The following is a 25,799-nucleotide window of genomic DNA, read 5'->3' as shown; positions in this document are numbered from 1 at the left end:
GAGAACGACCGATGGACCTCCTCGGATCCCTGGGCGCGTCCCCCGATCCCCGCCCGACGCCCGACGCCGTGCCCGACGGCGAGCTGATCTGCAGCGCGAAGGGCTGCCGCGCGACGGCGGCCTGGGGGCTCCTGTGGAACAACCCCAAGCTGCACACGCCCGAGCGGCGCAAGGTGTGGCTCGCGTGCGACGAGCACCGCGAGCACCTCGAGCAGTTCCTCGGGGCGCGGTCGTTCTGGAAGCAGACCGTGCCCGTGGCCGAGCTGGACCGCGCGTCGTGAGCGGCGCCGGTCCGGTGCCCCACCACGGCGGGGTGCTGCACGACGGCGGTGGCGAGGAGTCCCGCGGCCCCCGCACCACCCGGCAGTGGGTGATCCTGGCGGTGGCGGCCGTGGTGCTGGCCGCGCTGTGCCTGGTCGCCGGGCGCTGGCAGTGGAACCGGGCGGAGTCGCGCAACGCCGAGATCGACCTGGTCAACGCCAACTGGTCGGCCCCCGTGGTCCCGGTCGACGAGATCCTGCCCGGGCCGGGCAGCGTCGTGCCGGACGACGAGGTGTGGCAGAGGGTCGAGCTGACCGGCGAGTACGCGACCGACGCCACGGTGCTGCTGCGCAACCGGCCCGTCGGCGGGCGCGGCGGGTACCACGTGCTGGTCCCGTTCGAGGCCCGGCTGGCCGACGGCCAGGAGATCGTGATCGTGGTCGACCGTGGGTTCGTGCCGCTCGGGTCCGACGGGTCCGCGCCCGACACGGTGCCTGCGCCGCCGTCGGGCGAGGTGATCGTGGTGACGTCGCTGCGAGCGGACGAGCCGCCGTCGGACCGCGGCGCACCGCCCGGTCAGGTGCAGGCGATCTCGACCGCCCAGGTGCTCGCAGCGGGGCCGCAGGGCGCCGCGTGGGCGCAGGGGCGTACGGTCGGGGCGTACGGCGCGCTGCGCGCCGAGGACCCGGCGCCGGCCACGGCGCTCGCCCCGCTGCCCAAGCCCGACACCGACCCGGGCTCACACCTGTCCTACGCGTTCCAGTGGGGCATCTTCGCGATCGGCGCGATCGGCGGGTACGTGCTGCTGTGGCGTCGCGAGCGCGGCGCCCTGCGCGGTGAGACGGTCTCGGCGGGCGACCTGCTGCTGGCCTCGGGCGAGGCCGCCGACGGCGAGGGCGTGCGGGCGCGCAAGGCTCCCCGGGACCGCCGTCCGACCGCGGAGGACGAGGAGGACGCCCTCATCGAGGCGCAGCTGCGCTGAGGCGCCGGGCGCACCGCCGGGCCCGGGCCTCCGGTGGGCCTGCCCCGCGTCTCCGGTGAGCCTGCCCCGCGGGGGTGGGTTGCTGTGAGTAGACAATGTCTACGCAGTGCAACGCACCTGCGCGGGGCACCCTCGCACGGCACCGTCCGCTGCGGCACGCGCCACCCTCCGCCGCCATGGCAGGCGCCGCCCTCCGCCGTCGCAGGCACCGCCCACAGCGGACAGGCCGCGCCCGACGGCCCGGCCATCCCGGGACCGGCCCCCCGCGCCCGGGCCGTCGAAGCGCTCAGGCCAGCGAGACCAGCTCCTGGTAGCTGTCGTTCCAGAGGTCCTCGTCGCCGTCCGGCAGCAGGAGCACGCGCTCGGGCTCCAGGGCCTCCACCGCACCGTCGTCGTGCGTGACCATCACGACCGCACCCTCGTACGTCTTGAGCGCCCCCAGGATCTCGGCGCGCGAGGCGGGGTCGAGGTTGTTGGTGGGCTCGTCCAGGAGCAGCACGTTCGCGCCCGAGACCACGATGGTGGCCAGCGCCAGGCGGGTCTTCTCACCACCGGACAGCACGTGCGCGGGCTTCTCGGCGTCGTCCCCGCTGAAGAGGAACGAGCCGAGCACGGAACGCACCTGGGTGTCGGTGAGGTCGGGTGCGGCGTGCCGCAGGTTCTCCACGACGGTCGCGTCCATGTCGAGCGTGTCGTGCTCCTGGGCGTAGTAGCCCAGCTTGAGGCCGTGACCCGGCACGACCTCGCCCGTGTCCGGCGACTCGACGCCCGCCAGGATGCGCAGCAGCGTCGTCTTGCCGGCGCCGTTGAAGCCGAGCACCACCACGCGGGAGCCGCGGTCGATCGCCAGGTCCACGCCGGCGAACACCTCCTGCGACCCGTAGGCCTTGGACAGCCCCGCGGCGGTGAGCGGCGTGCGTCCGCAGGGCGCCGGCGTCGGGAAGCGCAGCTTGGCCACGCGGTCCGCGGCGCGCTCGGTCTCCAGGCCGCCGAGCATCTTCTCGGCGCGCTTGATCATGTTCTGCGCGGCGGTGGCCTTGGTCGCCTTGGCGCGCATCTTCTCGGCCTGGGCGAGCAGCGTGCCGGCCTTCTTCTCGGCGTTGGCCCGCTCGCGCCGGCGACGCCGCTCGTCCGTCTCGCGCTGCTCCAGGTAGGCGTCCCAGCCCATGTTGTACTGGTCGAGCTCGCCCCGGTTGGCGTCCAGGTGGAACACCTTGTTCACGGTGGCGCGCAGCAGCTCGACGTCGTGGCTGATCACGATGAAGCCGCCGTTGTACGCCTTGAGGTAGTCGCGCAGCCAGATGATCGAGTCGGCGTCGAGGTGGTTGGTGGGCTCGTCCAGCAGCAGCGTCTCGACGCCGCTGAACAGGATGCGCGCCAGCTCGATGCGGCGACGCTGACCGCCGGACAGGGTGCTCAGGGGCTGGCCCAGCACACGCTCGTCCAGGCCGAGGTTGGCGGTGATGATCTGCGCCTCGGACTCCGCGGCGTACCCCCCGGCGGCCAGGAAGCGCGCCTCCAGCTTGGGGTAGCGCTCCATGGCGGCGGCCTGGGTGGCCGCGTCGTCGGACGCCATGTCGGCCTCGGTCGCGCGCATCTGCGTGATGACGTGGTCCAGGGCCCGCGCCGACAGCACGCGGTCCATCGCGAGCACCTCGAGGTCGCCCGTGCGCGGGTCCTGCGGCAGGTAGCCGATGTCGGTGCCGCGCACGATCTGCCCGCCCGTGGGCTGGGTCTCGCCCGCGAGGGTCTTGGTGAGCGTGGTCTTGCCGGCGCCGTTGCGACCCACCAGGCCGATCCGGTCGCCCGAGGCGACGCGGAAGGTGGCCTCGCTCAGCAGCACGCGCGCGCCGACGCGCAGCTCGACGCCATGGGCAGTGATCACGCAGGGGTTCCTCACGGTCAGGGGGTGGTGGTGCGGGCAGGCCCACGGCGGCGGGGGCCGGTCCAGTCTAGTGCGTACCGGCCCGGACCAGCGGTGGCGTGTCTCACCGCTCGGCCTCGTCCTGGACGGGACGGCCCGGCGACGGTACCTTCACGCCTGGTACTACGTTGTACCAGTGACCGTCGACAAGGAGGCGACGGGCCGCGTCATCGACGACGCGGCGCGCCGCCCGAAGGGATGAGAGCCCATGCAGACACGGTTCGTCGCCGCCCTCGCCACGCTCACGCTGGGCGTGGGGACGGCCCTCCTGTCCGACGGCGGGGGCAGCGCGCCCGCCGCGGCCGCTCCCCCGCCGCCCGCCACCACCTACACCAACCCGATCACGGAGCCGTTCGCCGACACCTACGCCGACCCCGCCGTGATCCGGGGCAAGGACGGCTGGTGGTACCTGTACGCCACCAGCGACCCGCTGGTGGAGGGCGGCCCGTTCGGGAACATGCACGTGGCCCGCTCGCGGGACCTGGCCACGTGGGAGTACGTGAGCACGATCTTCGACGAGGAGAACCGGCCCGCCTGGGCCGCCGGCGCCTCGTTCTTCTGGGCGCCCGACATCCGCTACGTGGACGGCCGGTACGTCATGTACTACACGGTCACGGACACCGCCGCGAACCCCGACCCGTGGGACTACACGATCGGCGTGGCCACCGCGCCCACGCCCACCGGGCCGTGGACCGACTCCGGCGGTCCGGTGCTCGACCCCCGCCCGGCGTCCGGCGGCGGGTACCTGAACACCATCGACCCCGCGCTGTTCACCGACGACGACGGGTCGCACTACCTCTACTTCGGCGGTTTCAACGGCGGCATCTGGGTCACGCGCCTGGACGAGACCGGGACGCGCGCCGTCGGCTCGCCCACCCGGGTGACGGTCGCCGACCGGTACGAGGGCGCGTTCGTGGTCGAGCGGGACGGCTGGTACTACCTCATGGGCTCGTCCGCGAACTGCTGTGCCGGCCCCGTGACGGGGTACAGCGTCTACACGGGCCGGTCCCGCTCGCCGCTCGGCCCGTTCGTGGACCACGAGGGCGTGGGCCTGAACGAGTCGCGGGTGGGCGGCACCCAGGTCGTGGCACAGAACGGGAACCGGTGGATCGGCGTCGGCCACCACGCGGTGCTCACCGACGTCTCGGGGCAGGACTGGATGCTCTACCACGCCATCGACCGGGACGACGCCTGGCTGAACGAGCCCGGCGGCATCAACCGGCGACCCACGCTGCTGGACCGCATGGACTGGATCGACGGCTGGCCCGTGGTCAACGCGGGCGCCGGGCCGAGCGAGGGGCCGCAGCCCGCGCCGGTGGCCGCGAGCGACCTGGGCATCGTGAGCGCCGACCCGGCGTCCGGGTCCGGCCTGCGCCGCGTGTCGGGCACGCTGGCCCGCGGGTCCGACGACGCGGGTGACGCCGGAGCGATCGCCCGGCTGGTTCCCGGCCGCCGGGACCCGGCGGTGGTGCGCACGGCACCCGCCCCGCGGGACCTGCGGGTCGAGACCGACGTGCGGCTGCCCGACGACGCCGGCGCCTTCTCCGTCGGCCTGGGCGCCGACCGGTCGGCCGTCACGGTCCGGGTGGACGCCGGGGCACGGGACCTGGTCGTCGCGCAGGGCCGCCAGGAGCGCCGTGCGACCCTGCCCGCGAACACCGACCTGACGTCCTGGCACGTGCTGACCGTCGAGGCGGCCGACGGCGCGGTCACCGCCCGGCTGTCGTCCAGCGGCCTGGGCGACCTCGACGCCGAGGTCCGCCTCGCACCGCGCGTGCCGCTCCCCGGGCGGGCGCCGGTGCACCTGACGGCCGACGGGGCCCAGGCGCACGTCGACAACCTCACCGTCGTGGCGGCCCACGAACCGGTCACGCGCCGCGTGGCCGAACCCCGCGCGGGGGCCGTGACGTTCGCCGAGCGGTTCGACGGCGAGCTCGACCCGGGCTGGCGCTGGCTGCACGCGCCGGCCGACGTCACGGTGGCGGACGGCGCGCTGTCCTGGCCGCTCACGGGCCACGACCTGGTCGGCGGCGCCAACGACGCACCGGTCCTGCTGCGCGACGCCCCCGACGGGGACTACGTGCTGGAGACCACGGTGACCCTGCCGCTGGGCGAGGGCACGGTGCGCAACTACCAGCAGGCGGGCCTGCTGGTGCACGCGGGCGACGACGACTTCCTGCGCCTGGCCCCCGTGTCGATCTGGCAGACGCGGCAGGTCGAGTTCGGCAAGGAGCTCACGGCCGACGGCGGCCGCTGGTGGGGCGGCCACGTCTCGGGGCCCGTCGCGGACACGATGCACCTGCGCCTGTTCCACACGCTCGACCCGGACACGGGTGAGCACCGGTACCGGGCGTCGTCGTCCCGCGACGGGAAGAGCTGGCGGTTCGGCGCCACGTGGACCCTTCCGGCGGGCACCGACCCACAGGTCGGCGTCTACGCGGGCGGCGGGGCGTCGCCCGCCACGTCGGCGGTGTTCGACGAGGTGCTGATCCGCGAGATCCGCTGACCCGTCGGCGTCGCCCCCTTGCCGGTGCGCCGGGAGGTGGTCTGGGATGGACCCATGACCCCTCCCGGCCACCGGCCCGCACCCTGGCAGCCCGGCGACGTGCGGGAGGCGGCGGGCGGCCTGTTCGCCCTGGGCCTGGCGACCTTCGTCGCGATCACCACCGAGCTGGTCCCTGTGGGTCTGCTGCCCCTGATCAGCGCCGACCTGTTGGTCTCCGAGGGCGTCGCGGGGCTGCTGGTCACGGCGTACGCGTTCATGGTCGCGGCGCTCGCCGTGCCCCTGACGTCGGCCACCCGCCGGCTGCCGCGCAAGGCGGTGCTGCTCGGCGCGCTCACGGTGTACACCGTCAGCAACGTGCTGGTGGCGCTCGCCCCGACCTTCGCCGTCGTCGCCGTGGCGCGGGCCCTGGGCGGCGCGTCGCACGCGGTGTTCTTCTCGGTGAGCATCGGGTACGCGTCGCGCCTGGTGCGCCCGCACCTCGCCGGGCGTGCGCTCGCGCTGGTCACCCTGGGCGCCTCGGCGGGGTTCGTGCTGGGCGTGCCGCTGTCGACGTCGCTGGGCACGGCCGTCGGGTGGCGCGCGGCGTTCCTCGTCCTGGCGGGTGCCTGCGCGCTGGCCGGGCTGCTCACGGCCCTGCTCCTGCCGTCGGTGCCCGGCGGCGGCGCTCCCCCGGACGACGCCGCCCGCGGCGCCCGCCGCACCGCGCTGGCCGGCGTGACGACGGCGAACGCACTGGCCTACCTCGGCCACTACACCGTCTACACCTACGTGTCGGTGCTGCTGCTGGCCGCCGGCCTCACGGCCCCGGCGATCGGCCCGGCGCTGCTGCTGATCGGCGGCCTCGGCCTCATCGGCGCCGCGTACGCCGCCGCGCGCCTCGACACGCACCCGCGCCAGACCACGGTGGTCACCCTGCTGGTGGTCGGCGCCGGTGTGCTGGCGCTCGGCCTCGCGTTCCCGGGCACCGTCGGCACGCTGGCGGCGGCCGCCGTCTGGAGCATCGGGTTCGGCGCGGTCGCCGCCGTCTTCCAGACCGCCGCGATCCGCACACGGGGCGCGTCGCCCGACGTCGTGGGTGCGCTCGTGAACGCCACGGCGAACATCGGCATCGGCGGCGGCGCGGCGCTCGGGGCGCTCGTGCTCGACGGCGCGGGCCTGGCCGCGGTGCCGTACACCGGGGCGGCGCTCGTCGGCGTGGCGCTGCTGGTGGTGCTGCTCGGGCGGCGGGCCTTCCCGGCGGGCAGCGACAGCCCGGAGGCGTAGGTGGTCACGGCAGCGCACGCGACGCACAGGGACCCACGTCACGTGCGCCCGGTCGGCGTGGTCGGCGGCCCGCACCGGTCAGGACGCACGGGCGAGGGCGGCACGTCGGGTGGTCGTCGCGGCCGCCGTGGACGTCCACGCCGACTCGCGCACGTCCACGAACACGCGCATGCACGCCACGCAGCCCACCAGGTGGTCCTCGAGCCGACGACCACGACCGGGCAGCAGGCGATACCTCAGGTAGTCGGCGAGCGCCGCACGCGTCGCGGCGCACTCGGTGTCGCGCGTGGTGTCGCACCCGGGGATCGCCGGGCCGCGGACCGCTTCGATGTGCCTCATGCCCCTGAGACGCTCGCGCCGCCGGGATGTCACAGCACTTTGAGAAATTGGTCCGAGACGCCTCCCCTGCCCGGGTATCACAGCCTTTGTTGCGGCTTGCCCACCCACCTGAATGCCTGTTCCGGCCTCGATCCCGCGGGTTCACCGGCTGGGCGCGCGATGCCGGCGTGCCGGACGTACCGTCCGCTCATGGGCACCGAGTCGCCGAGCGTTCCCGTCACCGTCTCCGACGCGCTACCGAACCTTCGTCCCGGGCGGCTGGCCCGGGCGGACGACCTGACCAACCATCGGCCCGCGATGCACCTGGTGGCCCAGCGTCGGGCCTACCGGCGTCAGCACCTCGCCAGCCTGGTGCGCGGACGGCTGCGGGGGCGGTACGACCCGAGGCACCGCGCGCTGAGCCGCCGCATCGCCGGGGTGCGGGGCGTCGCGAACGAGCTGTGGGAGCTGGTGGCCAAGCACCCGACCTGGCGGGTGCTCCACTCGATCCGCACCGACGTCTCCACGCGGACCGGGCAGCGGGTCGGCCCCCTGGAGCTCGACGAGCTCGTGCTCGGCCCCGCGGGCGTGTTCGTCGTTCAGGCCGTGTACCGGCCGGTCGAGGACGTGACGGCCGACGCCGCACGCGAGGCCGCCCGGCGCACCCAGGAGATCCTGAACCGGGCGACGCGGGTGCCGGTCACGGTGCGGGCGCTCATCGTGTTCGTGCGCACCGACCAGCCTCGCGTCGTCGGCCCACGCGACGACGTGGAGGTGCTGACCGAGGACGAGCTGGTCCCCTGGCTGGAGTCCCGCCGCCCGATGCTGACGGACCGCGAGCTGGAGATCGTCCACCTCGCCGCTCGCGACCGCCGCACCTGGACCTCCTGACCCGCCTGCCCCGCCGTTGAGTGCTGGATATTCGCCCTGCTGGCACACTGAAAAGGGCGAACATCCAGCACTCAACGGTCGAGGGTGGGGCGGTGGGAGCGGGTGCGGGCCGCGGTGCCCAGGCGGGTCGCCAGGGCGGCGAGCGGGACGTCGAGCCGGGTGCCCGACGACGGGTCGGTCACCGCGAGCACGCCCGCCTCGATCTCCCTCGGGCCCAGCACGCCGAGGAGGGCGTCGCGGCGCCGTCGGGCCAGGCGGATCCGGTTGCCGAGCGAGCCATGCCGTTCGAGCCGGACGCGCAGGCCGCGGGCACGCAGGTCCGCGGCCAGGGCGTCGGCTGCGGCGTCGGCTGCGGTCTCGGCGGGCGAGCCGTCGGCACCGGAACCGGGCGAACCGGCCTCGGGTGAGCCGGCGCCCCCGACGGGGAGCAGGCAGAGCTGCACGGGTGCCAGCCAGAACGGGAGGCGTCCGCCGTGCCGCTCCAGCAGGAAGGCGACCATCCGCTCCATCGCCCCGACGGTGCCGCGGTGGATCATCACCACGCGCTCCCGCTCCCCCGAGGCCGCCACGTAGGTGAGGTCGAACCGTTCGGGCTGGTTGAAGTCGAGCTGCACGGTCGCGAGGGTCTCCTCGTGGCCGCGGGCGTCGAGCACCTGCACGTCGACCTTGGGCCCGTAGAACGCGGCCTGTCCCGGCTCGGCCCGCCAGGCCAGGGTGCCCGCGACGTCGTCGAGCACAGCGCGCAGCGCCGCCTCGGCCGCGGCCCACTGCCCGGGCTCGCCCAGCCACCGGTCCGACCCGTCGCGGCCGGACAGCCGCAGGTAGGACACCTCGATGCCCAGGGTGTCGAGCACCTCCAGCACGGCGGTCAGCGCGGTGCGCACCTCTGCCTCGACCTGGTCGGGCCGGCAGAAGACGTGGGTGTCGTCGAGGTTGATCTGCCGCACCCGGCTCAGCCCGGACAGCACGCCGGACCGCTCCGCCCGGAACATCGCCGCGAGCTCGGAGTACCGCACGGGCAGGTCCCGGTACGAGCGTGGTTCCGAGGCGTAGATCTGCGCGTGGTGCGGACAGTTCGCGGGCCGCAGCACGAGCGGGTCGACGTCCGGGTCGGCGTCCCGGCCGGCGTCTCTGCCGGCGTCGGCCAGCGGCGGGAACATGTCGTCGGCGAACTTGGCCCAGTGTCCCGACCGCTCGTACAGCGAGCGCTTGCCCAGCACGGGCGAGTACACGGGTTCGCAGCCGGTGCGCAGGGCCACCTCGCGCGCGTACTGCTCCAGCTCGTACCGGACGGCGGCCCCGGCCGGCAACCACAGCGGCAGCCCGGGGCCGACGAGCGGGCTGGTGTCGAAGATCCGCATGTCGCGGCCGAGCTCGCGGTGGTCGACAGGATGGTCGGCAGGGCGTTCAGAAGTGTTCACGGTGCTCCTTCGGGAGGGAGCCACCCTGGTCACCGCCGTCGTGCACGACGAAGGCCCCGGAGCGAGCTCCGGGGCCTGGTTGCTGGGTGCAGGTCAGCGCGCGCCGGAGGGGTCCGGCGTCGTCGTGCGTGCGCTGAGGTGCATGCTGCTCACCGTAACGTCACAGGGTGGCGGCGTCCAGCGCGTTGCAGTCCTGGATGGTGCCGCCCTCGTAGCCGATGGTGAACCACCGGACGCGCTGCTCGCTGGAGCCGTGCGAGAACGCCTCCGGGTTGACGCCGCCGCCGGAGCGCCGCTGGATGTTGTCGTCGCCCACGGCCGCGGCGGCGGACAGCGCCTGCTCCAGCTCGTCCTGGGAGATCGGCTCGAGGAAGGTCACGCCGGTGTCCGGGTCCACGGTCGTGGCGGCGTTGCCCGCCCACATGCCGGCGAGGCAGTCGGCCATGAGCTCGATCCGCACGGAGTCCGACTCGGGGCCGGTCCCCCGGCGGTCGGCCCGCTCGAACAGCCCGAGCTGGTTCTCGATGTGGTGGCCGAACTCGTGCGCGGTCACGTACATCTCTGCCAGCGGACCGCCCTCGGCGCCGAACTGGCTGGAGAGCTGGTCGTAGAACGTGAGGTCCTCGTACACGGTGGTGTCGGCCGGGCAGTAGAACGGACCGGTCGCCGACGTCGCGGACCCGCACCCCGTGTTCACGGCGTCGGTGAAGCTCACGACCTCGGGGAGCTGGTACTCGACGCCGCCCTGCTGCGGGAGGGTCGTCTCCCAGTACGCGTCGAGCGACTGGACCGCGGCGTTGAGCCGGCACTCGGGATCCGCGTTCGCCTGCTCCGCCGTACAGCCGGCGATGTAGCCCTGCTCGCCGCCGCCCCCGGCGTCGGAGGTGGTGCCGCCGAGGATGTCGGCGGGGCTGTTGCCGGTGAGCACCATGTAGAGGAGGGCAACGATGAGCACGCCACCGCCGCCGACCCCCGCGCCGACCGCGCCACGCCGACCGCCGCCCTTGCGGACGCGGCCGCCCTCGAACTGCCCGCCCTCGTTGAACGTCACCTGCCAACGCTACCGCGGCCCGGGTCAGGTCACCCGGGAGCCGAGGAGGGTCCCGGCGGGCGAAGCGAGCCGGACGGGACGGGACGGGACGAGCCGGCCGGGGGCGGAACGTGCCGAGCCAGCCGGGGCGAGCCGGCCGAGGCGGAGACACTCCCTCGGCCGGGCATGTGTCACTCCACGTAGACATCGTCTACACACAGCAACGCACCCCCGAGGGGCACATCCCCGGGCACACCGTCGCGCCGATCGACCGCCCTCTTCGTACGATCGGTCGGTGCACCTGTTGCGTCACGCAGAGCTGTCCCGCCGCGCCCTCCTCGCCGCGGGGCTCCTCCCCCTCGTCGGCTGCGCACGGGATCCCGGCCAGGCGACCACCGCCTCGACCACGACATCGACCACCGCGTCGCCGCCCGCCGCATCCCCACAAGCCGCATCCCCGCAAGCCGCATCCCCCCACCCGCGCACCCCCTCGCCCGGAACGCCCGAAGACGCCACGCCGACGGCGGTACCCACGCAGGCGACGGCCGGCACCCCGGTCCACGGCGATCCCGCCGAGGAGGCCGCGCGGCTCGCGGGCGACGACCCCGTGCTGCGCGCGCTGGTGGCCGCGATGACGCCGGGCTGGCTGCCGCCGTCGGCCCCGGACCCAGAGCCGACGCGGATCTTCGACGACGTCGCGGTGGTCGGCACCGACTTCGTGTCGGCCACGGCCCTGGAGACGTCCGACGGCGTGATCCTGGTCGACGCGCTCGAGTCCCGCGACCAGGCGGCGGACATCCTGGTGCCGGGGCTGCGCCGGCTCGGCGTCGACCCGGCCCGGATCCGGTACGTGGTAGCGGCCCACGGGCACGCCGACCACTTCGGCGGCGCCCAGTACCTCGCCGACCGGTACGGTGCCCGCGTGCTGATGAGCGCCGCCGACTGGGACGTGGCCGCCGCCGACGGCTCGCCCGACGTCCCCGAGCGGGACCTGGTGATCACCGACGGTCAGCGGCTCACGCTGGGCGGCACCACCGTGCGTCTCTGGCTCACGCCGGGCCACACCCCCGGCACCGTCTCGCCGGTGTTCCCCGTGCGATGGCACGGACGCCGTCACACCGCGATGCTCTGGGGCGGGACCGGCCTGCCGGAGGCGGCGGCGGGCAAGCGTGACTACCTGCGGTCCGTGATCCGGTACGCCGCGCTGATGCGCCGTGCCGGGGTCGACGTCGAGCTGAACAACCATGCCCAGACCGACCACGGGCTGGAACGCCTGCGCGCGCTCCGGGACGGGTCCGCCGGCCGGGACAACCCGTTCGTCCTGGGCCGGGCCGGCGCACAGCGTTTCATGCGGGTCCTGGAGCTGCTGGTCCGCGCCCGGATCGACGCGTAGGGCGCGGGGCGCGGACCGTACGGCCGCGCCCCGCGCCCCGGCTCAGGCGGTTCAGCAAGGATCGATCTTCCAGATCGGGTTCCAGTAGATGTCCTTGCCGGTGTTCGGGCCGATGGTGTCGGCCACCGAGTTGTCGGCCCGCAGGAACCGCGCCGTCACGTCCTGGCTGTTCTGGGCGTAGACGGTGCCCGTGAAGTTGGTCAGCTCGTAGTACTGACCGGGCTGCAGGCAGTGGTAGAGCGCGTAGGCGGTCCACTGGCCGTCGGCCTCCTGGTTGCGCACGCACAGGCGGTACAGGGGGCAGTCCTCGACCAGGTACCGCGAGTCCTGCTCGCTGAGGTTGGCCCGGACGTCCTCCGGCTTCGGCCAGATCGACGGGTCGCCCTTGGCCGGCGCGTACGCCGCTCCGTCGTCGCCGGCCGACCAGCTGCCGCCCCCGCCACCACCTCCCCCACCGCCCGTGCCGCCGCCGTCGAGCCGTGCCTCGGCCGGGGCCGTTCCGGCCGCAGTGCTCGCGACGGCCGGCGCCGCCACGCCCACCGCGAGGACCGACAGCAGCGCGACGACGACGGCGACCAGCCGTCTCCCCAGGTTCGTGCCCGCACCAGTGCTGGAAATGCTCATGTCTCGGCTCTCCCCGTGTCACCAGACGGCCTGCCTCTCAGGCCGTGGCGAGCGTAGGACGCGCCGTGAGCGGTTCCCAGGGCGTTCGGCGCAGGCCGAAAACCGCCCCAGGACCGTATCTTCACCCGCGCCGGATCCTCTTTAGCGGCCCGTGCGGCTCCGGTACGCCTCGACCGGCCACGCCGTCATCGCGCCGATGCGCACGGAGACGATCGCGCCGTCGGCGTCGCGCTCCACCTGGACCGCCTCCCCCACCGTGCCGAACCCGGCGACGGGCTCGTGGAGCAGGCTCCCGCCCGAGACCACCAGCCGCTGCGCCACCTCGGCCGGCTGCGGGGAGCGCGGGTTGATCGCGTGCAGGATGCCGCCGAGGTCGACGACGTCGGCCACGCCCCACAGGTTGGCGAACCGTCCCACGGGCGCGTCGTCCGGGACGGGCGCCAGACGGTCGCCGTCGGCCCCCTTCCCCGGTGCGGCAGACGCCGCGACCTCGTCCGCGGCCGCGAGCGCCAGGTCGATCAGCTGGATCACGCCGTTGGCGATCTGGCCGGCGATGCCGTCGACGGCGTTGGTGAGGGCGGAGACGACGAGCCCGTCGACCGGGTCGATCCAGGTGCGCGTGATGTGCCCGGGGTAGCCCCCGGAGTGCCCGACGAGCTCGCGGTCGCCGACCCTGCCCACCTCGATGCCGACGCCGTACCGGCCGAGCTCCTTGCCGCGCACGGTGACGCGGGACTCCTCACGCTGCATGATCCGCTTGCTGGCGTCGCTGATCAGCGTGGTGTCGCCGAGCACGTGGGACGAGCCGTAGCGGACCATCTCCCGTGCCGTGGAGTACCAGCCGGTGGCGGCGGCCATGGCGCGCGTGTCGACGTGCGGGACGACCTGGCGGACGTCGCCGTGCGTGATGCGGCCGGTGTGCCCGGCGGCGTACTCGGCGGCGCGGGCGGGGTCGAGCTCGGACCCGGTCCGGGTCAGCCCGAGCGGCGCGACGACGGCGGCGCGCGCCACCTCGTCGTACGTCTTGCCGGTGACCCGCTCGATGACGACGCCGAGCAGGCTGTAGCCGATGTTCGTGTACTTGAAGTGCTCGTTCGGCTCGAAGACGACCCCCTCGGCGCGCACCACGTCCAGCACCTGCTCCCGGTCGAGGAAGGGCTTGTGGTGCTGCCAGAAGTCCCCGTCGGACGAGTCGCGGACGATGCCGCCCTGGTGACCGAGCAGCTCCCGGACGGTGACGTCGGCGGCGCGCGTGCCGTCGAGCTCGGGCACGAGGGTGCCCACGGCGTCGTCCAGGCGCAGCTCGCCGCGCTCGACGAGCTGCATGACCATGACGCCGGTGAACGTCTTGGAGTGGGACGCGACGCGGAAGAGGTGGTCGCTGGTGAGGTCCTCGCCGGTCTCCAGGTCGGCCTTGCCCCAGGCGAGGTCGACGAAAAGCTCGCCCCGGCGCCCGACGGCGAGCTGCAGGCCGGGCATGCCGTGGTAGGCGGCCTGGAAGGAGGCCCAGTCGGCCAGGTAGGGGGCGATGGTGCGGAGGGTGCGTGCAGTGCGGTCGTCAGTCAGGTCATCAGTCACAGCAGCATCATGCCCGGTCAGCGCTGGCGGGCGTGCCGCGGGGTGTCCTGGTCCTGGCGGCCGCGCAGCGTCTTGACCAGCCACCACACCACCAGCAGGACCACGACCACGATGACGATCTTCTGGAACACGCCGACGCTCTCCTCGACGATGTGCCACTGGTCGCCCAGCAGGTACCCGGCCCCGACCAGGAGGGTGTTCCAGACGCCGGACCCCAGGGTCGTGAACGCGAGGAACCGCCAGACCGGCATGCGCTCCACCCCTGCGGGGATGGAGATGAGGCTGCGCACGATCGGGATGACGCGGCCGATCAGCACCGCCCAGTCGCCGTGCCGGTTGAACCAGGCCTCGGCCTTGTCGACGTCCTCCAGCTTCACCAGGGGCATGCGGTCCACGATGCTGCGCAGTCGGTCGCGCCCCAGCCAGGCGCCGAGCCCGTACAGGACGATCGCACCGACCACGGAGCCCGCCGTCGTCCAGACAAGGACCTGCCACAGGACGAGGCTGCCCTGCGAGGCCGTGAACCCGGCCAGGGGCAGGATCACCTCGCTGGGCAGGGGCGGGAAGAGGTTCTCCAGGGCGATCGCTACGCCAGCGCCAGGTGCGCCGAGAGTCTCCATGAGCCCGATGGCCCAGTCGGCGACGGTCGTGGCGAAGCTTTGTGTCGTCATGCCCCAACGCTATGTGACCGCGAGGGGGTCGGCGGACTGCGGTGCTCCCCCAGGTCAGGGCGGTAGGCCGGAGGAAGGGGTGCGGTTTGCCGCAGTCCGCGCCGCCGGCACCGTCATTATCCTGGCGACGTGGACTCCGCCCCCGCTGCCTGGCGCAGCACGCCTGCCCGCATGCTGGGGGGCTCCGCCCTCGGGGCGGTCACGTGGCCTGCGGACCTTCTTCTCTCGGCCGTCGCCCTGACGGCGCGCGCTGCGCCGTCCGGGCCGGTGAGCGCTCTGGTCGCCTGGCACCGCCGTCGTACGTCGCAGTTCCTGGGGTGGGTGGACGACGGCGCCCCGCTCACCTCCGCGCGGGCGGCCGGGTACCTGTTCGCGCGTGCCGGAGTCGGTGTGCTGGGCACGCTGGTGCTGGGACTGCTGGCCTACGGCCTGTTCGCGGTGGTGGCGGGTCTGGCGTCGTGGCTGTTCGACGTCCGCTTCACGGTGGTGGACCCGGACGGGGCCGAGGGGCTGACCACGGGCGCGCTGCTCGCGATGGTGCCTCTCGGTGCGGTGCTGCTCTACCTGGACCTCATGGGCCTGGCCGGGGTCGGGGTGCTGGACCGGGCCGCCGCGGCGCGCTGGCTGGCACCGAGCCGGAGCGAACGGCTGGCGGCGCAGGTCGAGTCGCTGACGGTGAGCCGGGCGGAGCTGCTGGCGGCGCTCGACGCGGAGCGGGGGCGGATCGAGCGCGACCTGCACGACGGGGTGCAGCAGCGGGCCGTCGCGGTGGGGCTGCTGGTGGACCGGGCGCGCCGGGCGGTTGCTGCGGGTGGTGAGGCGGTTCCCGGGACCGGGTCCGCCGGGGCCGAGCTGCTGGAGCAGGCGGCCCGGGAGGTGGAGCTGCTGGTGAGCGACCTGCGTGAGGTGGCATGGCGCGTGCGGCCGACGACGCTGGACACGCACGGGCTGGAACCCGTCCTGCGCCAGCTCGTGCAGCAGGCGGCGGTGCCGACGGTCCTGGAGTGGGCGGTGGGGCGCGGACCCGCCGGGCCGGGCGCCGCGGGGACCCCCGCGGAGCCGGCGCGGCTGCCCGGCGGTGTGGAGGTGACGGTGTACTACGTGGTCGCGGAGGCGCTGACGAACGTCGCGCGACACTCGGGGGCGCGGACCGCACGGGTCGGTGTGACACTGGCCGATCCGGGCGCGGCGAGCGGTGCCGCGACGCACCACGACGGGGACGACGCCGTCGTGCGCGTGGTGGTGAGCGACGACGGCGTCGGCGGGGCGCGCCCTCAGGCCGGGCACGGGCTGGCCGGTCTCGCCGGCCGGGTGGCCGCCGCGGGCGGCACGCTCACCGTCGACAGCCCCGCGGGCGGGCCGACCCGGGTCGAGGTGACGCTCCCGTGCGCGTGATGCTCGCCGAGGACTCCGCCCTGCTGCGCGAGGGCGTGCGCAGCCTCCTGACGGACGAGGGGCACGACGTGGCCGCCGCGTACGGCTCCGCCGATCCCCTGCTGGCGCGGCTGGCGGCGGAGCGGCCCGACGTCGTCGTGCTGGACGTGCGGATGCCGCCCACCCACACCGACGAGGGGGTACGGGCGGCCGTGCAGATCCGGGAGCAGTGGCCCGAGGTGGGGATCCTGGTGCTGTCGCAGTACGTGGAGCGCGAGTTCACGCGGGTGCTGCTGGGCGACGAGGCGCACGGCGTGGGGTACCTGCTCAAGGACCGGGTGATGAAGGTGGACGACTTCCTCGACGCGCTGTCGCGGGTGGCCTCCGGCGGTCTGGTGCTGGACCCGGAGGTGGTGGGGCAGCTGTTCCGGTCCACCACCCACGCCCTGGGCGGGCTGACGTCGCGGGAGCTGGAGGTGCTCGGGCTGATGGCCGAGGGGCGGACGAACGCGGGGATCGCGGCGGCGCTGTTCGTGTCGGTGTCGGCGGTGGAGAAGTTCGCCAACTCGATCTTCGACAAGCTGGGGCTGCGCGCCGGGGAGGGGTACAACCGGCGGGTGCTGGCGATACTGCGGTACCTGGAGGGGTGAGCCTCTCTCAGCTTCCTGGCGAGAAGTAGGGGCGCAGCCGCTCTCGCAGCGCGGGATCGCAGACGTACAGCAGGTCCGCGTCGGTGTACACCGATTGTCGCGGGTCGCGCGCTCATGCATGAATGCATGCCACCATGCCGTCCAGGATCTGGGGCGGGTCGGGGTACCGCTGCGCCGCCCCCGTCAGGACGCGCCCTGCGGTCCAGCATGCGACGGCAGCGTCGAGAACGTCGTCAGCGCCGGCCACGAATCCTGGAGGACCGAGATCTGCCGGCAGGCTGATACCTGCAGTCTCCAGGAGACGTCGCCGGTCCTCCAGCCCGGCCCACGTCGACTTCGGCGCTGGAAGGTAACGGCCCGCCATGGTCACGAACGACACCTCCGGATGCACCTCTACCACCCGCCAGGTGCCTGAGCGGACGGTCAGATCCGCCTCCAGGATGCGCTGCTTGAGCGCCCATGCCTGCCGGCTGATCCCCTTGCCGGTCATCCGTCTCGCCACCTGGCCGGCAGCGTCATAGGTCTCCGCGTCGAGCACGCGACGCGGAGGAGTGACGAAGACGGACCGCCACCGCGGGCCGACAGCCTGGCGTGCCAGCCGATCGGCCAACCTTGGCTCGTTGCTCACGGGCAGCCCGATGGGGATGTCGACTCCGATCACCTCGACAGGCCCCTCGGCACTCGCCGCCGCCAGCAGTCCCGTCAGTGTCAGATCGGCATACGCTCGCATGTCGCTCGCGACCGCGACCCAGTACCGTCCCGCGCCGTCGACACCCAGCACCCTGGTCACCTCACCATCGTGGCGCACCGAGCGTGTTCTACGTGTGGCGCCTGCTCTACCCCGGGCCGCTCCTGGAGACGTTCCTCGCCTGACCGCAATCCCAGCGCCTTGGTCGGACAAGCCAGCTATCAGAAGCGGCCGATCCACTCAGCGATCACCGCAAGATCCGGAGCCGTCACTCCCACCTCGGACGGCACTCTGTACAGCAGAGCCTCCCCGTCATGCTCTGCGGCCACGAACTCCCGGTCGGCATCACCGATCACGTCGTCCACCCACACGAACGGCCGCCCGTCCGCGATCCGTACCAGCGCTCGCGTCTTCCACTGGAGCCGGTCGTCCCCTTGGCCCCCGGCGTAGGCGGGCAGATCGGCAACCGGCAAGGGCGGCAGCCCCAGGAGCGGCCCGATCACCTCGTTGGCACCATCCATCCAGGCCGTGGCCCATACCAGGTCGCACCCCAGCCCGGACAGCAGTGGGCCCAGCGCGCGATCCACGCGCGCGAGGTGCGGGTTGGACGCCGTCGTCCACACCTCCGGCGCCTCCGGGACCGCCGGCATGCCGGCGCCGCCGAAGGGAAGCAGCGTCCCGTCCACGTCAAGGAACAGGACGGTGCGCACTGCACCGATCATTCGAGAACTGTAGGGCTACACGCACCATCGCGGCACGCGACCTACGCGCGGTGGAGGTCCAGCCCACCGTCCTGATGAACAAGGCTCGAACTGGTCGTCAGCCCTCTTACCCCCATGCGCGATCTTGCCGCCGCATAGAAGTCGTCACGGGCGCGGCGGAGAACTAGAGCTTGCTCGAGCCATCCGCTGTGGTCGAACTCGGCGGCCGGATCCAGCCGCGCAAACTCTTCCAGCTGTCGGGCGGCAGCTCTCATCCGGCGTGCCGCACGAACAGTCTCGGTGTCTGCGAGAAGGCAGAGCTCCTCCCATGCCTCGGTCACCGCCCGGTCGAACTCCTGGTTCGACAGCGCGGCCAGGCCTTCGGCGGGATCGACCCGGGTCGTCGTGGCGCCTGGCCGACGGTCGGCGGTGATCGCCGCGACGAGCTGCGAGTACCGACGCAGCGCTCGCGAGTATCGGAGGCAAGCGTCGTAGAAGCGCTCACGGCGCCACCGTGCGGCGTCTGTGACCATGGTGGTCGCCAAGGTGCCGACCACCCCCAGCGTCACGCCGATGAGGGCGGGCATCTGCGCCAGGAAATCGTCCACAGCACGAGAGTGGCATAACGCCCAAGTTGGTCATAGCCCCCTCAAGCTCGCACCTGAAAGGAATCATGTTCCCTGCCCGCTCCGCCGAGCAGCCCTACCTCGTCGAACGCAACCCCGGCTACTTCGAGTACCAGCTCCCCGTCTCCGTCAAGGCCGTCATCGCCTGGCGAGGACTGCTCCCGCTGCTGCGCAACGAGCGCGACGAGTGGGAGCTCCCCGGCGGTAAGCTCGAACCGGGCGAGGACCCGGCGTCATGCCTGGCCCGCGAGATCCGCGAGGAGCTCGCCTGGGACACCACCGTCGGCGACCCCGTCGACGCCTGGGTCTACGAGGTCTTCCCGCACCGCCACGTCTTCGTCCTCACCTACCTCGCCACGTACGACGGCGAGGCCGCCCCTGCCCACAGCCACGAGCACGAGGAGCTCGTCCTGGTCCGCCCGGACGACGTCGCCGGCCTCCCCATGCCCGACGGGTACCGCACCTCGATCACCCGGGCCGTCGCACGAGGTCACCTCGAAAACACCTGACGCGCCCCGCGAGCCGGTCGCTACCATCGCCTCATGCCCGGGACCACCCAGCTCGTCGCCTTCCTGGCGGCGTCCGTCGTCTTCATCGCGCTGCCGGGACCCAGCGTCCTGTTCGCGATCGGCCGCGCCCTGACCGTCGGACGCCGAGACGCCCTCCTCTCCGTGAGCGGCAACGCGCTGGGCCTGCTCGTCCAGGTCGGCTTCCTGGCCGTCGGGCTGGGTGCGCTCGTCGAGGCGTCGGCCACCGCCTACACCGTGCTCAAGCTCGTGGGCGCGGGGTACGTCATCTATCTCGGCATCCAGGCGATCCGGCACCGCGCGGACGCCCGCCTCGCCCTGGCCGCGCCCGAGGGCGCCCGCCCCACGAGCGTGCGGCGGGCGGTCTGGACCGGGTTCGTCGTCGGCGCCACCAACCCGAAGACCATCGTCTTCTTCGCGGCCTTCCTGCCGCAGTTCATGAACGACGCCGCCCCCGCCGCACCCCAGCTGCTGTTCCTCGGCCTGCTGTTCGGCGTGCTGGCCCTGTGCCAGGACTCGATCCTCGCGCTGGTCGCGTCGCAGGCGCGCACGTGGTTCTCCCGGGAGCCGAAGCGGCTGGACCACCTGAGCGTGGCCGGCGGGCTCGCGATGGTCGGGCTCGGCGCGGGCCTCGCGCTCGAGGGCCGGGTCCGGGCCTAGGGCCCGTCCCACGCTGCGCGTCGTGAGCTGACGGATACGGCGGAGGCGCGGATCGAGCCGCCGTCGCCCTCGACGGACGGCCGGCCTCGCGCGGTGCCCCTGCCGCTCAGGGCCCCTGCGGCTGGCGGACGGCGGCCCCGCCCGTCGCCCAGCGGGCGACGGGGAGGGCGGAGCCGGCAGCCAGGACCGCACACGCCCCGGCGACGGCGAGCACGGGCCACCAGTCCGGCCGGCCGGGGTCCGCCCCGTGCGCCGACGCGTGCCCGGCCGCGGTGAGCACGACCACCACGGTGACCACCGCCGCCTGCACGACCGCGACCAGCAGGACCAGGACCACGTCCGCCGCGACGACCCGCAGGACGTCCGCCCGCGCGGCGCCCGCGAGCCGGAGCGCGGCCAGCTCACGCCGGCGCCGCTCGGTGGACATCGCGAACACGACGGCCACCGAGATCGCGGTGTACACGAGCGCGAGCCCGATCACGCTGCCCACGGCCACGTAGTCGGCCGTCGTCAGCCCCTCCCGGCCCGCTCCGGCGATGGTCGAGGTCCCGGCAAGGACTCCGGACGCCAGGGCGACCGTGACCAGGACCGGCGTGACGGTCGCCACCGTCCGGCGCAGGTCGGTCCGCGCCGCCGCCAGCGCGAGCAGCAGGGGCCCACCGCGCGCCAGGAGCGCGGTCGCACCCAGGATCACCCGTGCCAGCACCGGGCCGCACAGGGCAGCCAGCGCGGTCAGGGTGAGCGTCAGCAGCACCAGGTAGGCGGTGGCCGACGGCGTGTCGGCCCCACCGATCAGCGCGATCTCCAGCACCGCTCCGGCGGCCAGCAGCACGACGCCGACGAGCCGGACGGCCCCCGTGCGGACCACCGGTACACCGGCGTCGCGCAGCGCGGCGGCCGCGGGCACACGACTGCTGGTCAGCGCCACCGGGACCGCCGCCGCCAACGCCACGGCGAGGGCGACCCCGGCGGACAGCGCGGCCGGCCACACCGGCAGGGCGGTCTCCAGCGCCGCGGGGGCGAGGCCGGCGTCGGACAGGCCACGGGCGGCCAGGGGCGCGAGCGGCAGACCGCACAATGCTCCCCCGACCGCGGCGATCAGACCCACGACGAACGCCTCCACGAGCAGGAGCGCACCCGTCCGCGCTCCGCTCGCACCGGCCAGCCGGAGGAGTGCGAGCTCGCGTTGCCGCTGGAGCGCGGAGTACGACAGGGTCGAGGAGGTCACGAAGGTCGCGGCAAGCACCGCCACGGCGGTGGCATTGGCCAGCAGGGTCGTCGCCAGCGTGGCCAGGTCCGAGTCGGACCCGACCACCTCCGGACGGCGCACGGCGACGACGGCGCTGGTCGTCACGGTCAGCAGCGCCGCGGCCAGCGCGACCGACACGAACGCACCCGCGAACCCGGCAGGGTGCGCGCGCACGCTCCGCGCCGCGATGCCGATCATGCCGCCTGCCCCAGCCGGGCGAGACGGCCACCGAGCTCGACCGCGTCGCGTGAGGCCGACTCCCCCACGATGCGCCCGTCACGCAGGTACACGACCCGGTCGGCGGCGGCCGCCGCGACCGGGTCGTGCGTCACCATCACGACCGTCGTGCCGGCCTCGTCGACCAGGCCCCGCAGCAGGCCCAGCACCTGCGCGCGCGAGCCGGTGTCGAGCGCCCCGGTCGGCTCGTCCGCGAACAGCACACGCGGTCGCAGCGCGACGGCGCGCGCCATCGCGACCCGCTGCTGCTGACCACCGGACAGCGCGCCGGGCAGGCGGTGCTCGACACCCGACAACCCCACACGGTCCAGGGCGGCCGCCACGGCACGCCGATCAGCACGCCGACCGCCGACCAGTCGCGGGAGCGCCACGTTCATCCAGACCGGGAGTGTCGGCATCAGGTTGTAGTCCTGGAACACGAACGCCACCTGCTCACGGCGCAGCCGCGAACGTGCCCGGTCGCCGAGGCCCGCCACGTCGTGGCCGACCAGCACCACGCTGCCCTCGTCGGGCTCGTCCAGCCCCGCCGCGCAGTGCATGAGCGTGGTCTTGCCCGACCCGGACGGGCCCATGATCGCGGTGAACGTCGCCGGCGCGAACTCCACCGAGACCTCCCACAGCCCCAGGACACGCGCGGCACCGGCACCATGGTGCTTCGTCACGGCGCGCACCTGAACCGGGGCACGAACGTCGCTCATGCCATCGAACGTAGGGCGCGGGCCGATGTGGCGGCTTCCGGTGATCTCCCGAGATCCACCCGGAACCGACCCCGGGTCCCCTCAGGGTCACGGCGCTCCGGCACCGACGACGGCCCCCGTACGCGCTGGGGTCCGCACGGCCCGGTCACAAGGTTGGTACGGTCCACGTCGTGAGTGTCGGGCGCGGTGAGCCGAGCGGTACGGACTCGCGCGGGTCGCTGACGCGCGGGCAGTGGACGACACCGCGCGAGCTCCCACCCGCGCGGACCACAGGTCGCTCCCGTGACGCGCGCCTGGCCCGCCACGGCGCCGTCTCCACGGCGCTGGCACTCCACAGCGACCGCGGGCTCCGCGAGCTCGTGGACGCCGGGACGCCGGCCGGCAGCGGCATTGGCGGGCAGACCGTGGTCGTGGACGTCGACGGAACCCCGGTCTTCGTCAAGCAGGTGCGCCTCACCGACCTGGAGCGACAGGCGGAGAACGTCCGCTCCACGGCCAACCTGTTCGACCTGCCGCTCTTCTGCCACTACGGCGTGGGCACCATCGGCGGCCCCGGGTTCGGTGCCTGGCGGGAGCTGGCCGTACACGCCATGACCACGGGCTGGGTGATCGCCGGTGACCACGACGGCTTCCCTCTGATGCACCACTGGCGGGTGCTGCCGGACGCGGGGCAGCCGCTTCCGGAGGAGCTGGCCGACGTTGACCGAGCCGTCGCCTACTGGGGCGGCGGTGCGGCGATCCGCCGCCGGATCGAGGCGCTGCGCGACTCCTCGGCCAGCATCCTGCTGTTCCTGGAGTACATCCCGCAGAACCTCCACGACTGGCTGGACGGTCGGGTCCGCGCCGGTGGCGCGGATGCGACGGAGGCTTGCGCCATGGTGGACCAGGAGCTGCGAGCCGGGATCTCGTTCATGAACGACCGTGGCCTGCTGCACTTCGACGCCCACTTCCAGAACATCCTGACCGACGGCGCGCGTCTGTACTTCGCCGACTACGGCCTCGCGATCTCCTCCCGCTTCGAGCTCACGCCGGACGAGGCCGGATTCCTCGACGACCACCGTGGCTACGACCACCACTACGCCGCAACGCACCTGGTGAACTGGCTGGCCGTCGCCCTGTACGGACACGCACCGGAGGAAAGGCGGGCGGCCGTGCGCTCCTGGGCCCAGGGCGAGACGCCGGAGGGTGTGCCCGCGGCCGTCGCCGCGCTCCTGACCCGTGACGCGCCCGTCGCCGCGGCGATGGGGAGCTTCTACCGCCGGTTCCAGCGAGAGAGCCGCGCGACGCCGTACCCGGCGGAGCTCTGCCGGATCTGACGGCGGGACACCCGGCCGCCCCAGTCACCCCTTGACAGACATATTTCACCCGACAAGACTCTTTTGTGCGTCGCGCGTCAAAAGTCCGGCGTGCGGTGATCACGACAACGACGTCAGGAGCACGATGCGGGGTACACGACAGCGCTCACGACACCACCGTCGACGACTGCACGGCACCGCGCTGGTCGCGGCGCTCGCCCTGGGCACCCTCGCGGGCACCCCGGCAGCCACCGCCGCTGCGCCGGGGCACGCGGAACCAGGCTGCGGGCCAGGCCCCGGCATCCCGGACTCCCAGATCTCCATCCAGCTCTACACGCACGTCGGGGAGCTGGGCTCGGGAACACCGTCGGCCGACACGCTGGACCGGGTGCTCGGCGAGGTCGCCGACGCCGGGTTCCGCAACGTCGAGCTGTACGACCAGCCCTACGACATGCCCGTGGGGGAGCTCAAGGCGCTGCTGCGCGAGCACGGCCTGCGCGCGGCGTCGAGCCACGGCAGCACGGACTGGGAGACCTGGCCGCAGACCGTGGCCTACGCGAAGGCGCTCGGCCAGCGCTACGTGGGCTCCGGCAGCATCCCGGGCAGCACCGCCACCTACGAGGACGCCGTCGGGACGGCGGCCTACCTCGACCGGCTCGGCGAGTACTCCCGCCACCACGGCGCGGGCAAGATGCTGGTGCACAACCACACCGACGTCTTCGAGCGGACGTTCACGCACCCGGACACCGGCGAGACGGTCACCGCGTGGGAGGCGCTGGTGGAGAACACGAACCCGCGCTACGTCACCTTCGAGCTGGACGTCGGCTGGGCCGCGGAGGCCGGCATCGACGTCGTGGACCTCATCGAGGAGCACGGCGACCGGATCGAGCTGCTGCACGTCAAGGACGCCGTGAACATCGGCTCCGAGGAGGGGCTCACGCAGGTGGGCCTGGGCGACGGCGAGATGGACCTGACCGGGATCCTCGGTGCGGCGCGCGGCGAGGTGCGGTACTACACGTACGAGTGGGACTGGGCACCGTCGTTCGAGTCCTCGGCGCGGTCGTTCGACTACCTGGACTGCTTCCGGTACTGACGGGTCAGCCGACGGCGCGGCCGTCCTGGTCGCGCCGTCGGCGTCCGCCACATTCCTTCCACCCACGATCCCCGAGCCGTACGATCCGCGCTATGAACTGTGCGGGGCGAGGCGGGCAGCAGGTGCAGCCGGGATGAGCCACCCGGGCGAGAGCACCGGCGCCGGTCCTGGCGTGGCGGGCGAAGTCCTCGGGTCGCTCGCCGCGCTCGCCGGACCGTGGGTGCTCCTGTTCAACACCTGGAACGCCTACGGCTTTCTGACCGACGCCACCCCGGAGCCGAAGCACACCGTGGTCTATGCCGTCGTGGCCGCCATCATGCTGTCCGGGGTCGTGTGGACGTTCGTGTCGGCCCGGCGACGGGGTGCGCGCGTCCTCACGTACGTCTGGCACACGCTCGTGGCGGTCGTGGCAGTCGGAGCGATCGGACTGCTGGTCGTGCCCCAGGTGGACTGGCGCTCTCTCAACGATCCGCCGCCCGTGGAACAGAACCTGGACTACGAACCGTGCTACTCGGGCGGGGATCCCTGCGGCTGACCGAGCACACGAGGCCGACCAGAGCGCAGGTCAGGCAACGAATTCGGGCTCAGCGCAAACCGACCACCATCCGCTACGTTGTCCGCGTGCCCGACCTCCTCATCGCCCCGCGCCATCCGGCCCACCTGGATCGCACCGTCGAGGCACTGCGACTGGTCCACGAGAAGGACCGTTACCCCCTGGTCTGGCCCGACGACCCGAAGGCCTGGCTCACCCCGGACAGCACGCTCGGCGCCTGGGTCGCTCTGTCGGACGGGGTCGTCGTCGGGCACGTGATGCTCGTGGAGGGGGGCGCCGTCGAGCACGCCGGCCAGCTCGCCGAGGCCGCGGGTGTCCCCCTGGTCGGGCTCGCCGGGGTCAGCCGCCTGTTCGTCGCCCCGGCGGCACGCGGCATGGGCATCGCCTCGGCGCTCCTGGAACGTGTCGAGGACACGCCCACCCGGCGCGGCCGCCGTCTCGTGCTCGACGTCGTCGATGACGACGGCCCCGCCGTCCGCCTCTACGAACGCCTGGGCTGGACCCGCGTGACCCAGGGCCCGGCCACCTGGACCACCCCGTCGGGCACCCGCCCGACGTCGGCCGCCTACCTCTGCCCCCGCTGAGG

At 73.5% G+C, this 25,799-nt stretch carries 26 protein-coding genes; 14 read left to right on the top strand and 12 right to left on the bottom strand.

Features of this window, described 5'->3' with window-relative positions:
* Window positions 1-11: 11 nt before the first annotated feature.
* Together ACIBBF_RS14915 and ACIBBF_RS14910 are read left to right on the top strand one after the other, a co-directional pair.
* Entirely contained in the window at window positions 12-281 is a 270-nt protein-coding gene (locus ACIBBF_RS14915; protein ID WP_397414555.1) for a hypothetical protein, read from the top strand.
* Entirely contained in the window at window positions 278-1,243 is a 966-nt protein-coding gene (locus ACIBBF_RS14910) for an SURF1 family protein (protein WP_397414553.1), read from the top strand. The genes ACIBBF_RS14915 and ACIBBF_RS14910 overlap by 4 nt, the downstream gene beginning before the upstream one ends.
* Window positions 1,244-1,529: 286 nt before the next feature.
* Here ACIBBF_RS14910 and ACIBBF_RS14905 read toward each other — a convergent pair whose 3' ends face one another.
* A complete protein-coding gene (locus ACIBBF_RS14905) occupies window positions 1,530-3,128 on the bottom strand; it encodes an ABC-F family ATP-binding cassette domain-containing protein (protein WP_397414551.1) in 1,599 nt (532 codons plus the stop codon).
* A gap of 247 nt (window positions 3,129-3,375) precedes the next feature.
* On the opposite strand from ACIBBF_RS14905, the gene ACIBBF_RS14900 reads away from it, so the two are divergent.
* Window positions 3,376-5,673, top strand: coding sequence for a family 43 glycosylhydrolase (locus tag ACIBBF_RS14900; protein ID WP_397414549.1), 2,298 nt, complete (start codon window positions 3,376-3,378; stop codon window positions 5,671-5,673).
* Between the two features lie 54 nt (window positions 5,674-5,727).
* Window positions 5,728-6,936 (top strand): MFS transporter, encoded by a 1,209-nt coding sequence (locus tag ACIBBF_RS14895; RefSeq protein WP_397414546.1) that lies wholly within the window; start codon window positions 5,728-5,730, stop codon window positions 6,934-6,936.
* A gap of 78 nt (window positions 6,937-7,014) precedes the next feature.
* Here ACIBBF_RS14895 and ACIBBF_RS14890 read toward each other — a convergent pair whose 3' ends face one another.
* Window positions 7,015-7,275, bottom strand: a complete 261-nt coding sequence (locus ACIBBF_RS14890) for a hypothetical protein (protein WP_397414544.1) — start codon at window positions 7,273-7,275, stop codon at window positions 7,015-7,017.
* 189 nt (window positions 7,276-7,464) lie between these two features.
* Here ACIBBF_RS14890 and ACIBBF_RS14885 point away from each other — a divergent pair, with 189 nt between their 5' ends.
* Window positions 7,465-8,145, top strand: a complete 681-nt coding sequence (locus ACIBBF_RS14885) for a hypothetical protein (RefSeq protein ID WP_397414542.1) — start codon at window positions 7,465-7,467, stop codon at window positions 8,143-8,145.
* Window positions 8,146-8,216: 71 nt separating this feature from the next.
* On the opposite strand, the gene ACIBBF_RS14880 is transcribed toward ACIBBF_RS14885, so the two are convergent.
* Window positions 8,217-9,566 (bottom strand): aminoacyl--tRNA ligase-related protein, encoded by a 1,350-nt coding sequence (locus ACIBBF_RS14880; RefSeq protein WP_397414540.1) that lies wholly within the window; start codon window positions 9,564-9,566, stop codon window positions 8,217-8,219.
* Window positions 9,567-9,726: 160 nt separating this feature from the next.
* Window positions 9,727-10,617, bottom strand: coding sequence for a neutral zinc metallopeptidase (locus ACIBBF_RS14875; RefSeq protein ID WP_397414538.1), 891 nt, complete (start codon window positions 10,615-10,617; stop codon window positions 9,727-9,729).
* Window positions 10,618-10,891: 274 nt separating this feature from the next.
* Between ACIBBF_RS14875 and ACIBBF_RS14870 the strand changes: the two genes are divergently transcribed.
* The gene (locus ACIBBF_RS14870) at window positions 10,892-11,989 is read left to right on the top strand and encodes an MBL fold metallo-hydrolase (RefSeq protein ID WP_397414536.1); all 1,098 of its coding nucleotides are present in this window, start codon (window positions 10,892-10,894) and stop codon (window positions 11,987-11,989) included.
* A 51-nt stretch (window positions 11,990-12,040) separates the two neighbouring features.
* Here the strand turns inward: ACIBBF_RS14870 and ACIBBF_RS14865 are convergent, their stop codons facing one another.
* The 3 genes from ACIBBF_RS14865 to ACIBBF_RS14855 form a co-directional block, all read right to left on the bottom strand.
* Window positions 12,041-12,613 carry a hypothetical protein gene (locus ACIBBF_RS14865; RefSeq protein WP_397414534.1) on the bottom strand — a complete coding sequence of 191 codons (573 nt, stop codon included), beginning with the start codon at window positions 12,611-12,613 and terminating at the stop codon, window positions 12,041-12,043.
* 141 nt (window positions 12,614-12,754) lie between these two features.
* Complete coding sequence (locus ACIBBF_RS14860; RefSeq protein ID WP_397414532.1) at window positions 12,755-14,191, bottom strand: serine hydrolase domain-containing protein; 1,437 nt, start codon at window positions 14,189-14,191, stop codon at window positions 12,755-12,757.
* Window positions 14,192-14,208: 17 nt separating this feature from the next.
* Window positions 14,209-14,862, bottom strand: coding sequence for a DedA family protein (locus tag ACIBBF_RS14855; RefSeq protein ID WP_397414530.1), 654 nt, complete (start codon window positions 14,860-14,862; stop codon window positions 14,209-14,211).
* 129 nt (window positions 14,863-14,991) lie between these two features.
* Between ACIBBF_RS14855 and ACIBBF_RS14850 the strand changes: the two genes are divergently transcribed.
* Both ACIBBF_RS14850 and ACIBBF_RS14845 read left to right on the top strand, forming a co-directional pair.
* A complete protein-coding gene (locus ACIBBF_RS14850) occupies window positions 14,992-16,257 on the top strand; it encodes a sensor histidine kinase (RefSeq protein WP_397414527.1) in 1,266 nt (421 codons plus the stop codon).
* A complete protein-coding gene (locus ACIBBF_RS14845; protein WP_397414524.1) occupies window positions 16,248-16,886 on the top strand; it encodes a response regulator in 639 nt (212 codons plus the stop codon). The genes ACIBBF_RS14850 and ACIBBF_RS14845 overlap by 10 nt, the downstream gene beginning before the upstream one ends.
* A gap of 112 nt (window positions 16,887-16,998) precedes the next feature.
* Here the strand turns inward: ACIBBF_RS14845 and ACIBBF_RS14840 are convergent, their stop codons facing one another.
* The 3 genes from ACIBBF_RS14840 to ACIBBF_RS14830 form a co-directional block, all read right to left on the bottom strand.
* Window positions 16,999-17,676 carry a DUF429 domain-containing protein gene (locus ACIBBF_RS14840; RefSeq protein WP_397414522.1) on the bottom strand — a complete coding sequence of 226 codons (678 nt, stop codon included), beginning with the start codon at window positions 17,674-17,676 and terminating at the stop codon, window positions 16,999-17,001.
* 119 nt (window positions 17,677-17,795) lie between these two features.
* Window positions 17,796-18,296, bottom strand: a complete 501-nt coding sequence (locus ACIBBF_RS14835; RefSeq protein WP_397414519.1) for an HAD domain-containing protein — start codon at window positions 18,294-18,296, stop codon at window positions 17,796-17,798.
* A 41-nt stretch (window positions 18,297-18,337) separates the two neighbouring features.
* Entirely contained in the window at window positions 18,338-18,883 is a 546-nt protein-coding gene (locus ACIBBF_RS14830) for a hypothetical protein (protein ID WP_397414517.1), read from the bottom strand.
* A gap of 65 nt (window positions 18,884-18,948) precedes the next feature.
* Between ACIBBF_RS14830 and ACIBBF_RS14825 the strand changes: the two genes are divergently transcribed.
* Window positions 18,949-19,410, top strand: a complete 462-nt coding sequence (locus ACIBBF_RS14825; protein WP_397414515.1) for an NUDIX domain-containing protein — start codon at window positions 18,949-18,951, stop codon at window positions 19,408-19,410.
* A gap of 33 nt (window positions 19,411-19,443) precedes the next feature.
* Window positions 19,444-20,088: a LysE family translocator gene (locus tag ACIBBF_RS14820; RefSeq protein ID WP_397414513.1), complete on the top strand. Its 645-nt coding sequence runs from the start codon at window positions 19,444-19,446 to the stop codon at window positions 20,086-20,088.
* Window positions 20,089-20,194: 106 nt separating this feature from the next.
* Here the strand turns inward: ACIBBF_RS14820 and ACIBBF_RS14815 are convergent, their stop codons facing one another.
* Together ACIBBF_RS14815 and ACIBBF_RS14810 are read right to left on the bottom strand one after the other, a co-directional pair.
* On the bottom strand, window positions 20,195-21,535 hold the full coding sequence (locus tag ACIBBF_RS14815; protein ID WP_397414511.1) for an FtsX-like permease family protein: 1,341 nt from the start codon (window positions 21,533-21,535) through the stop codon (window positions 20,195-20,197).
* Window positions 21,532-22,272, bottom strand: coding sequence for an ABC transporter ATP-binding protein (locus ACIBBF_RS14810; protein ID WP_397414509.1), 741 nt, complete (start codon window positions 22,270-22,272; stop codon window positions 21,532-21,534). Before ACIBBF_RS14810 ends, ACIBBF_RS14815 begins: the two co-directional genes overlap by 4 nt.
* Before the next feature lie 170 nt (window positions 22,273-22,442).
* Between ACIBBF_RS14810 and ACIBBF_RS14805 the strand changes: the two genes are divergently transcribed.
* The 4 genes from ACIBBF_RS14805 (at window position 22,443) to ACIBBF_RS14790 (ending at window position 25,797) form a co-directional block, all read left to right on the top strand.
* The gene (locus tag ACIBBF_RS14805; RefSeq protein ID WP_397414507.1) at window positions 22,443-23,588 is read left to right on the top strand and encodes a protein kinase family protein; all 1,146 of its coding nucleotides are present in this window, start codon (window positions 22,443-22,445) and stop codon (window positions 23,586-23,588) included.
* A 124-nt stretch (window positions 23,589-23,712) separates the two neighbouring features.
* Window positions 23,713-24,660, top strand: a complete 948-nt coding sequence (locus ACIBBF_RS14800; protein WP_397414505.1) for a sugar phosphate isomerase/epimerase family protein — start codon at window positions 23,713-23,715, stop codon at window positions 24,658-24,660.
* A gap of 133 nt (window positions 24,661-24,793) precedes the next feature.
* On the top strand, window positions 24,794-25,195 hold the full coding sequence (locus ACIBBF_RS14795; protein WP_397414503.1) for a DUF6234 family protein: 402 nt from the start codon (window positions 24,794-24,796) through the stop codon (window positions 25,193-25,195).
* 86 nt (window positions 25,196-25,281) lie between these two features.
* On the top strand, window positions 25,282-25,797 hold the full coding sequence (locus ACIBBF_RS14790) for a GNAT family N-acetyltransferase (protein ID WP_397414501.1): 516 nt from the start codon (window positions 25,282-25,284) through the stop codon (window positions 25,795-25,797).
* The last annotated feature ends 2 nt before the right edge of the window (window positions 25,798-25,799 follow it).

Source organism: Promicromonospora sp. NPDC050880 (assembly GCF_044456525.1).
Taxonomy (GTDB): domain Bacteria; phylum Actinomycetota; class Actinomycetes; order Actinomycetales; family Cellulomonadaceae; genus Promicromonospora.
The sequence above is the reverse complement of the archived record's forward strand: the minus strand, read 5'-3'. Positions and strand labels throughout refer to the sequence as shown.

Bases quoted from the DNA above. Each gene is read 5' to 3' on its own strand.
- ACIBBF_RS14895 (WP_397414546.1), top strand. From the start codon at position 5,728: ATGACCCCTCCCGGCCACCGGCCCGCACCCTGGCAGCCCGGCGACGTG.
- ACIBBF_RS14825 (WP_397414515.1), top strand. From the start codon at position 18,949: ATGTTCCCTGCCCGCTCCGCCGAGCAGCCCTACCTCGTCGAACGCAAC.
- ACIBBF_RS14800 (WP_397414505.1), top strand. From the start codon at position 23,713: ATGCGGGGTACACGACAGCGCTCACGACACCACCGTCGACGACTGCAC.
- ACIBBF_RS14820 (WP_397414513.1), top strand. From the start codon at position 19,444: ATGCCCGGGACCACCCAGCTCGTCGCCTTCCTGGCGGCGTCCGTCGTC.
- ACIBBF_RS14795 (WP_397414503.1), top strand. From the start codon at position 24,794: ATGAGCCACCCGGGCGAGAGCACCGGCGCCGGTCCTGGCGTGGCGGGC.
- ACIBBF_RS14890 (WP_397414544.1), bottom strand. From the start codon at position 7,275: ATGAGGCACATCGAAGCGGTCCGCGGCCCGGCGATCCCCGGGTGCGAC.
- ACIBBF_RS14915 (WP_397414555.1), top strand. From the start codon at position 12: ATGGACCTCCTCGGATCCCTGGGCGCGTCCCCCGATCCCCGCCCGACG.
- ACIBBF_RS14855 (WP_397414530.1), bottom strand. From the start codon at position 14,862: ATGACGACACAAAGCTTCGCCACGACCGTCGCCGACTGGGCCATCGGG.
- ACIBBF_RS14810 (WP_397414509.1), bottom strand. From the start codon at position 22,272: ATGAGCGACGTTCGTGCCCCGGTTCAGGTGCGCGCCGTGACGAAGCAC.
- ACIBBF_RS14835 (WP_397414519.1), bottom strand. From the start codon at position 18,296: ATGATCGGTGCAGTGCGCACCGTCCTGTTCCTTGACGTGGACGGGACG.
- ACIBBF_RS14865 (WP_397414534.1), bottom strand. From the start codon at position 12,613: ATGAGCATTTCCAGCACTGGTGCGGGCACGAACCTGGGGAGACGGCTG.
- ACIBBF_RS14885 (WP_397414542.1), top strand. From the start codon at position 7,465: ATGGGCACCGAGTCGCCGAGCGTTCCCGTCACCGTCTCCGACGCGCTA.
- ACIBBF_RS14815 (WP_397414511.1), bottom strand. From the start codon at position 21,535: ATGATCGGCATCGCGGCGCGGAGCGTGCGCGCGCACCCTGCCGGGTTC.
- ACIBBF_RS14900 (WP_397414549.1), top strand. From the start codon at position 3,376: ATGCAGACACGGTTCGTCGCCGCCCTCGCCACGCTCACGCTGGGCGTG.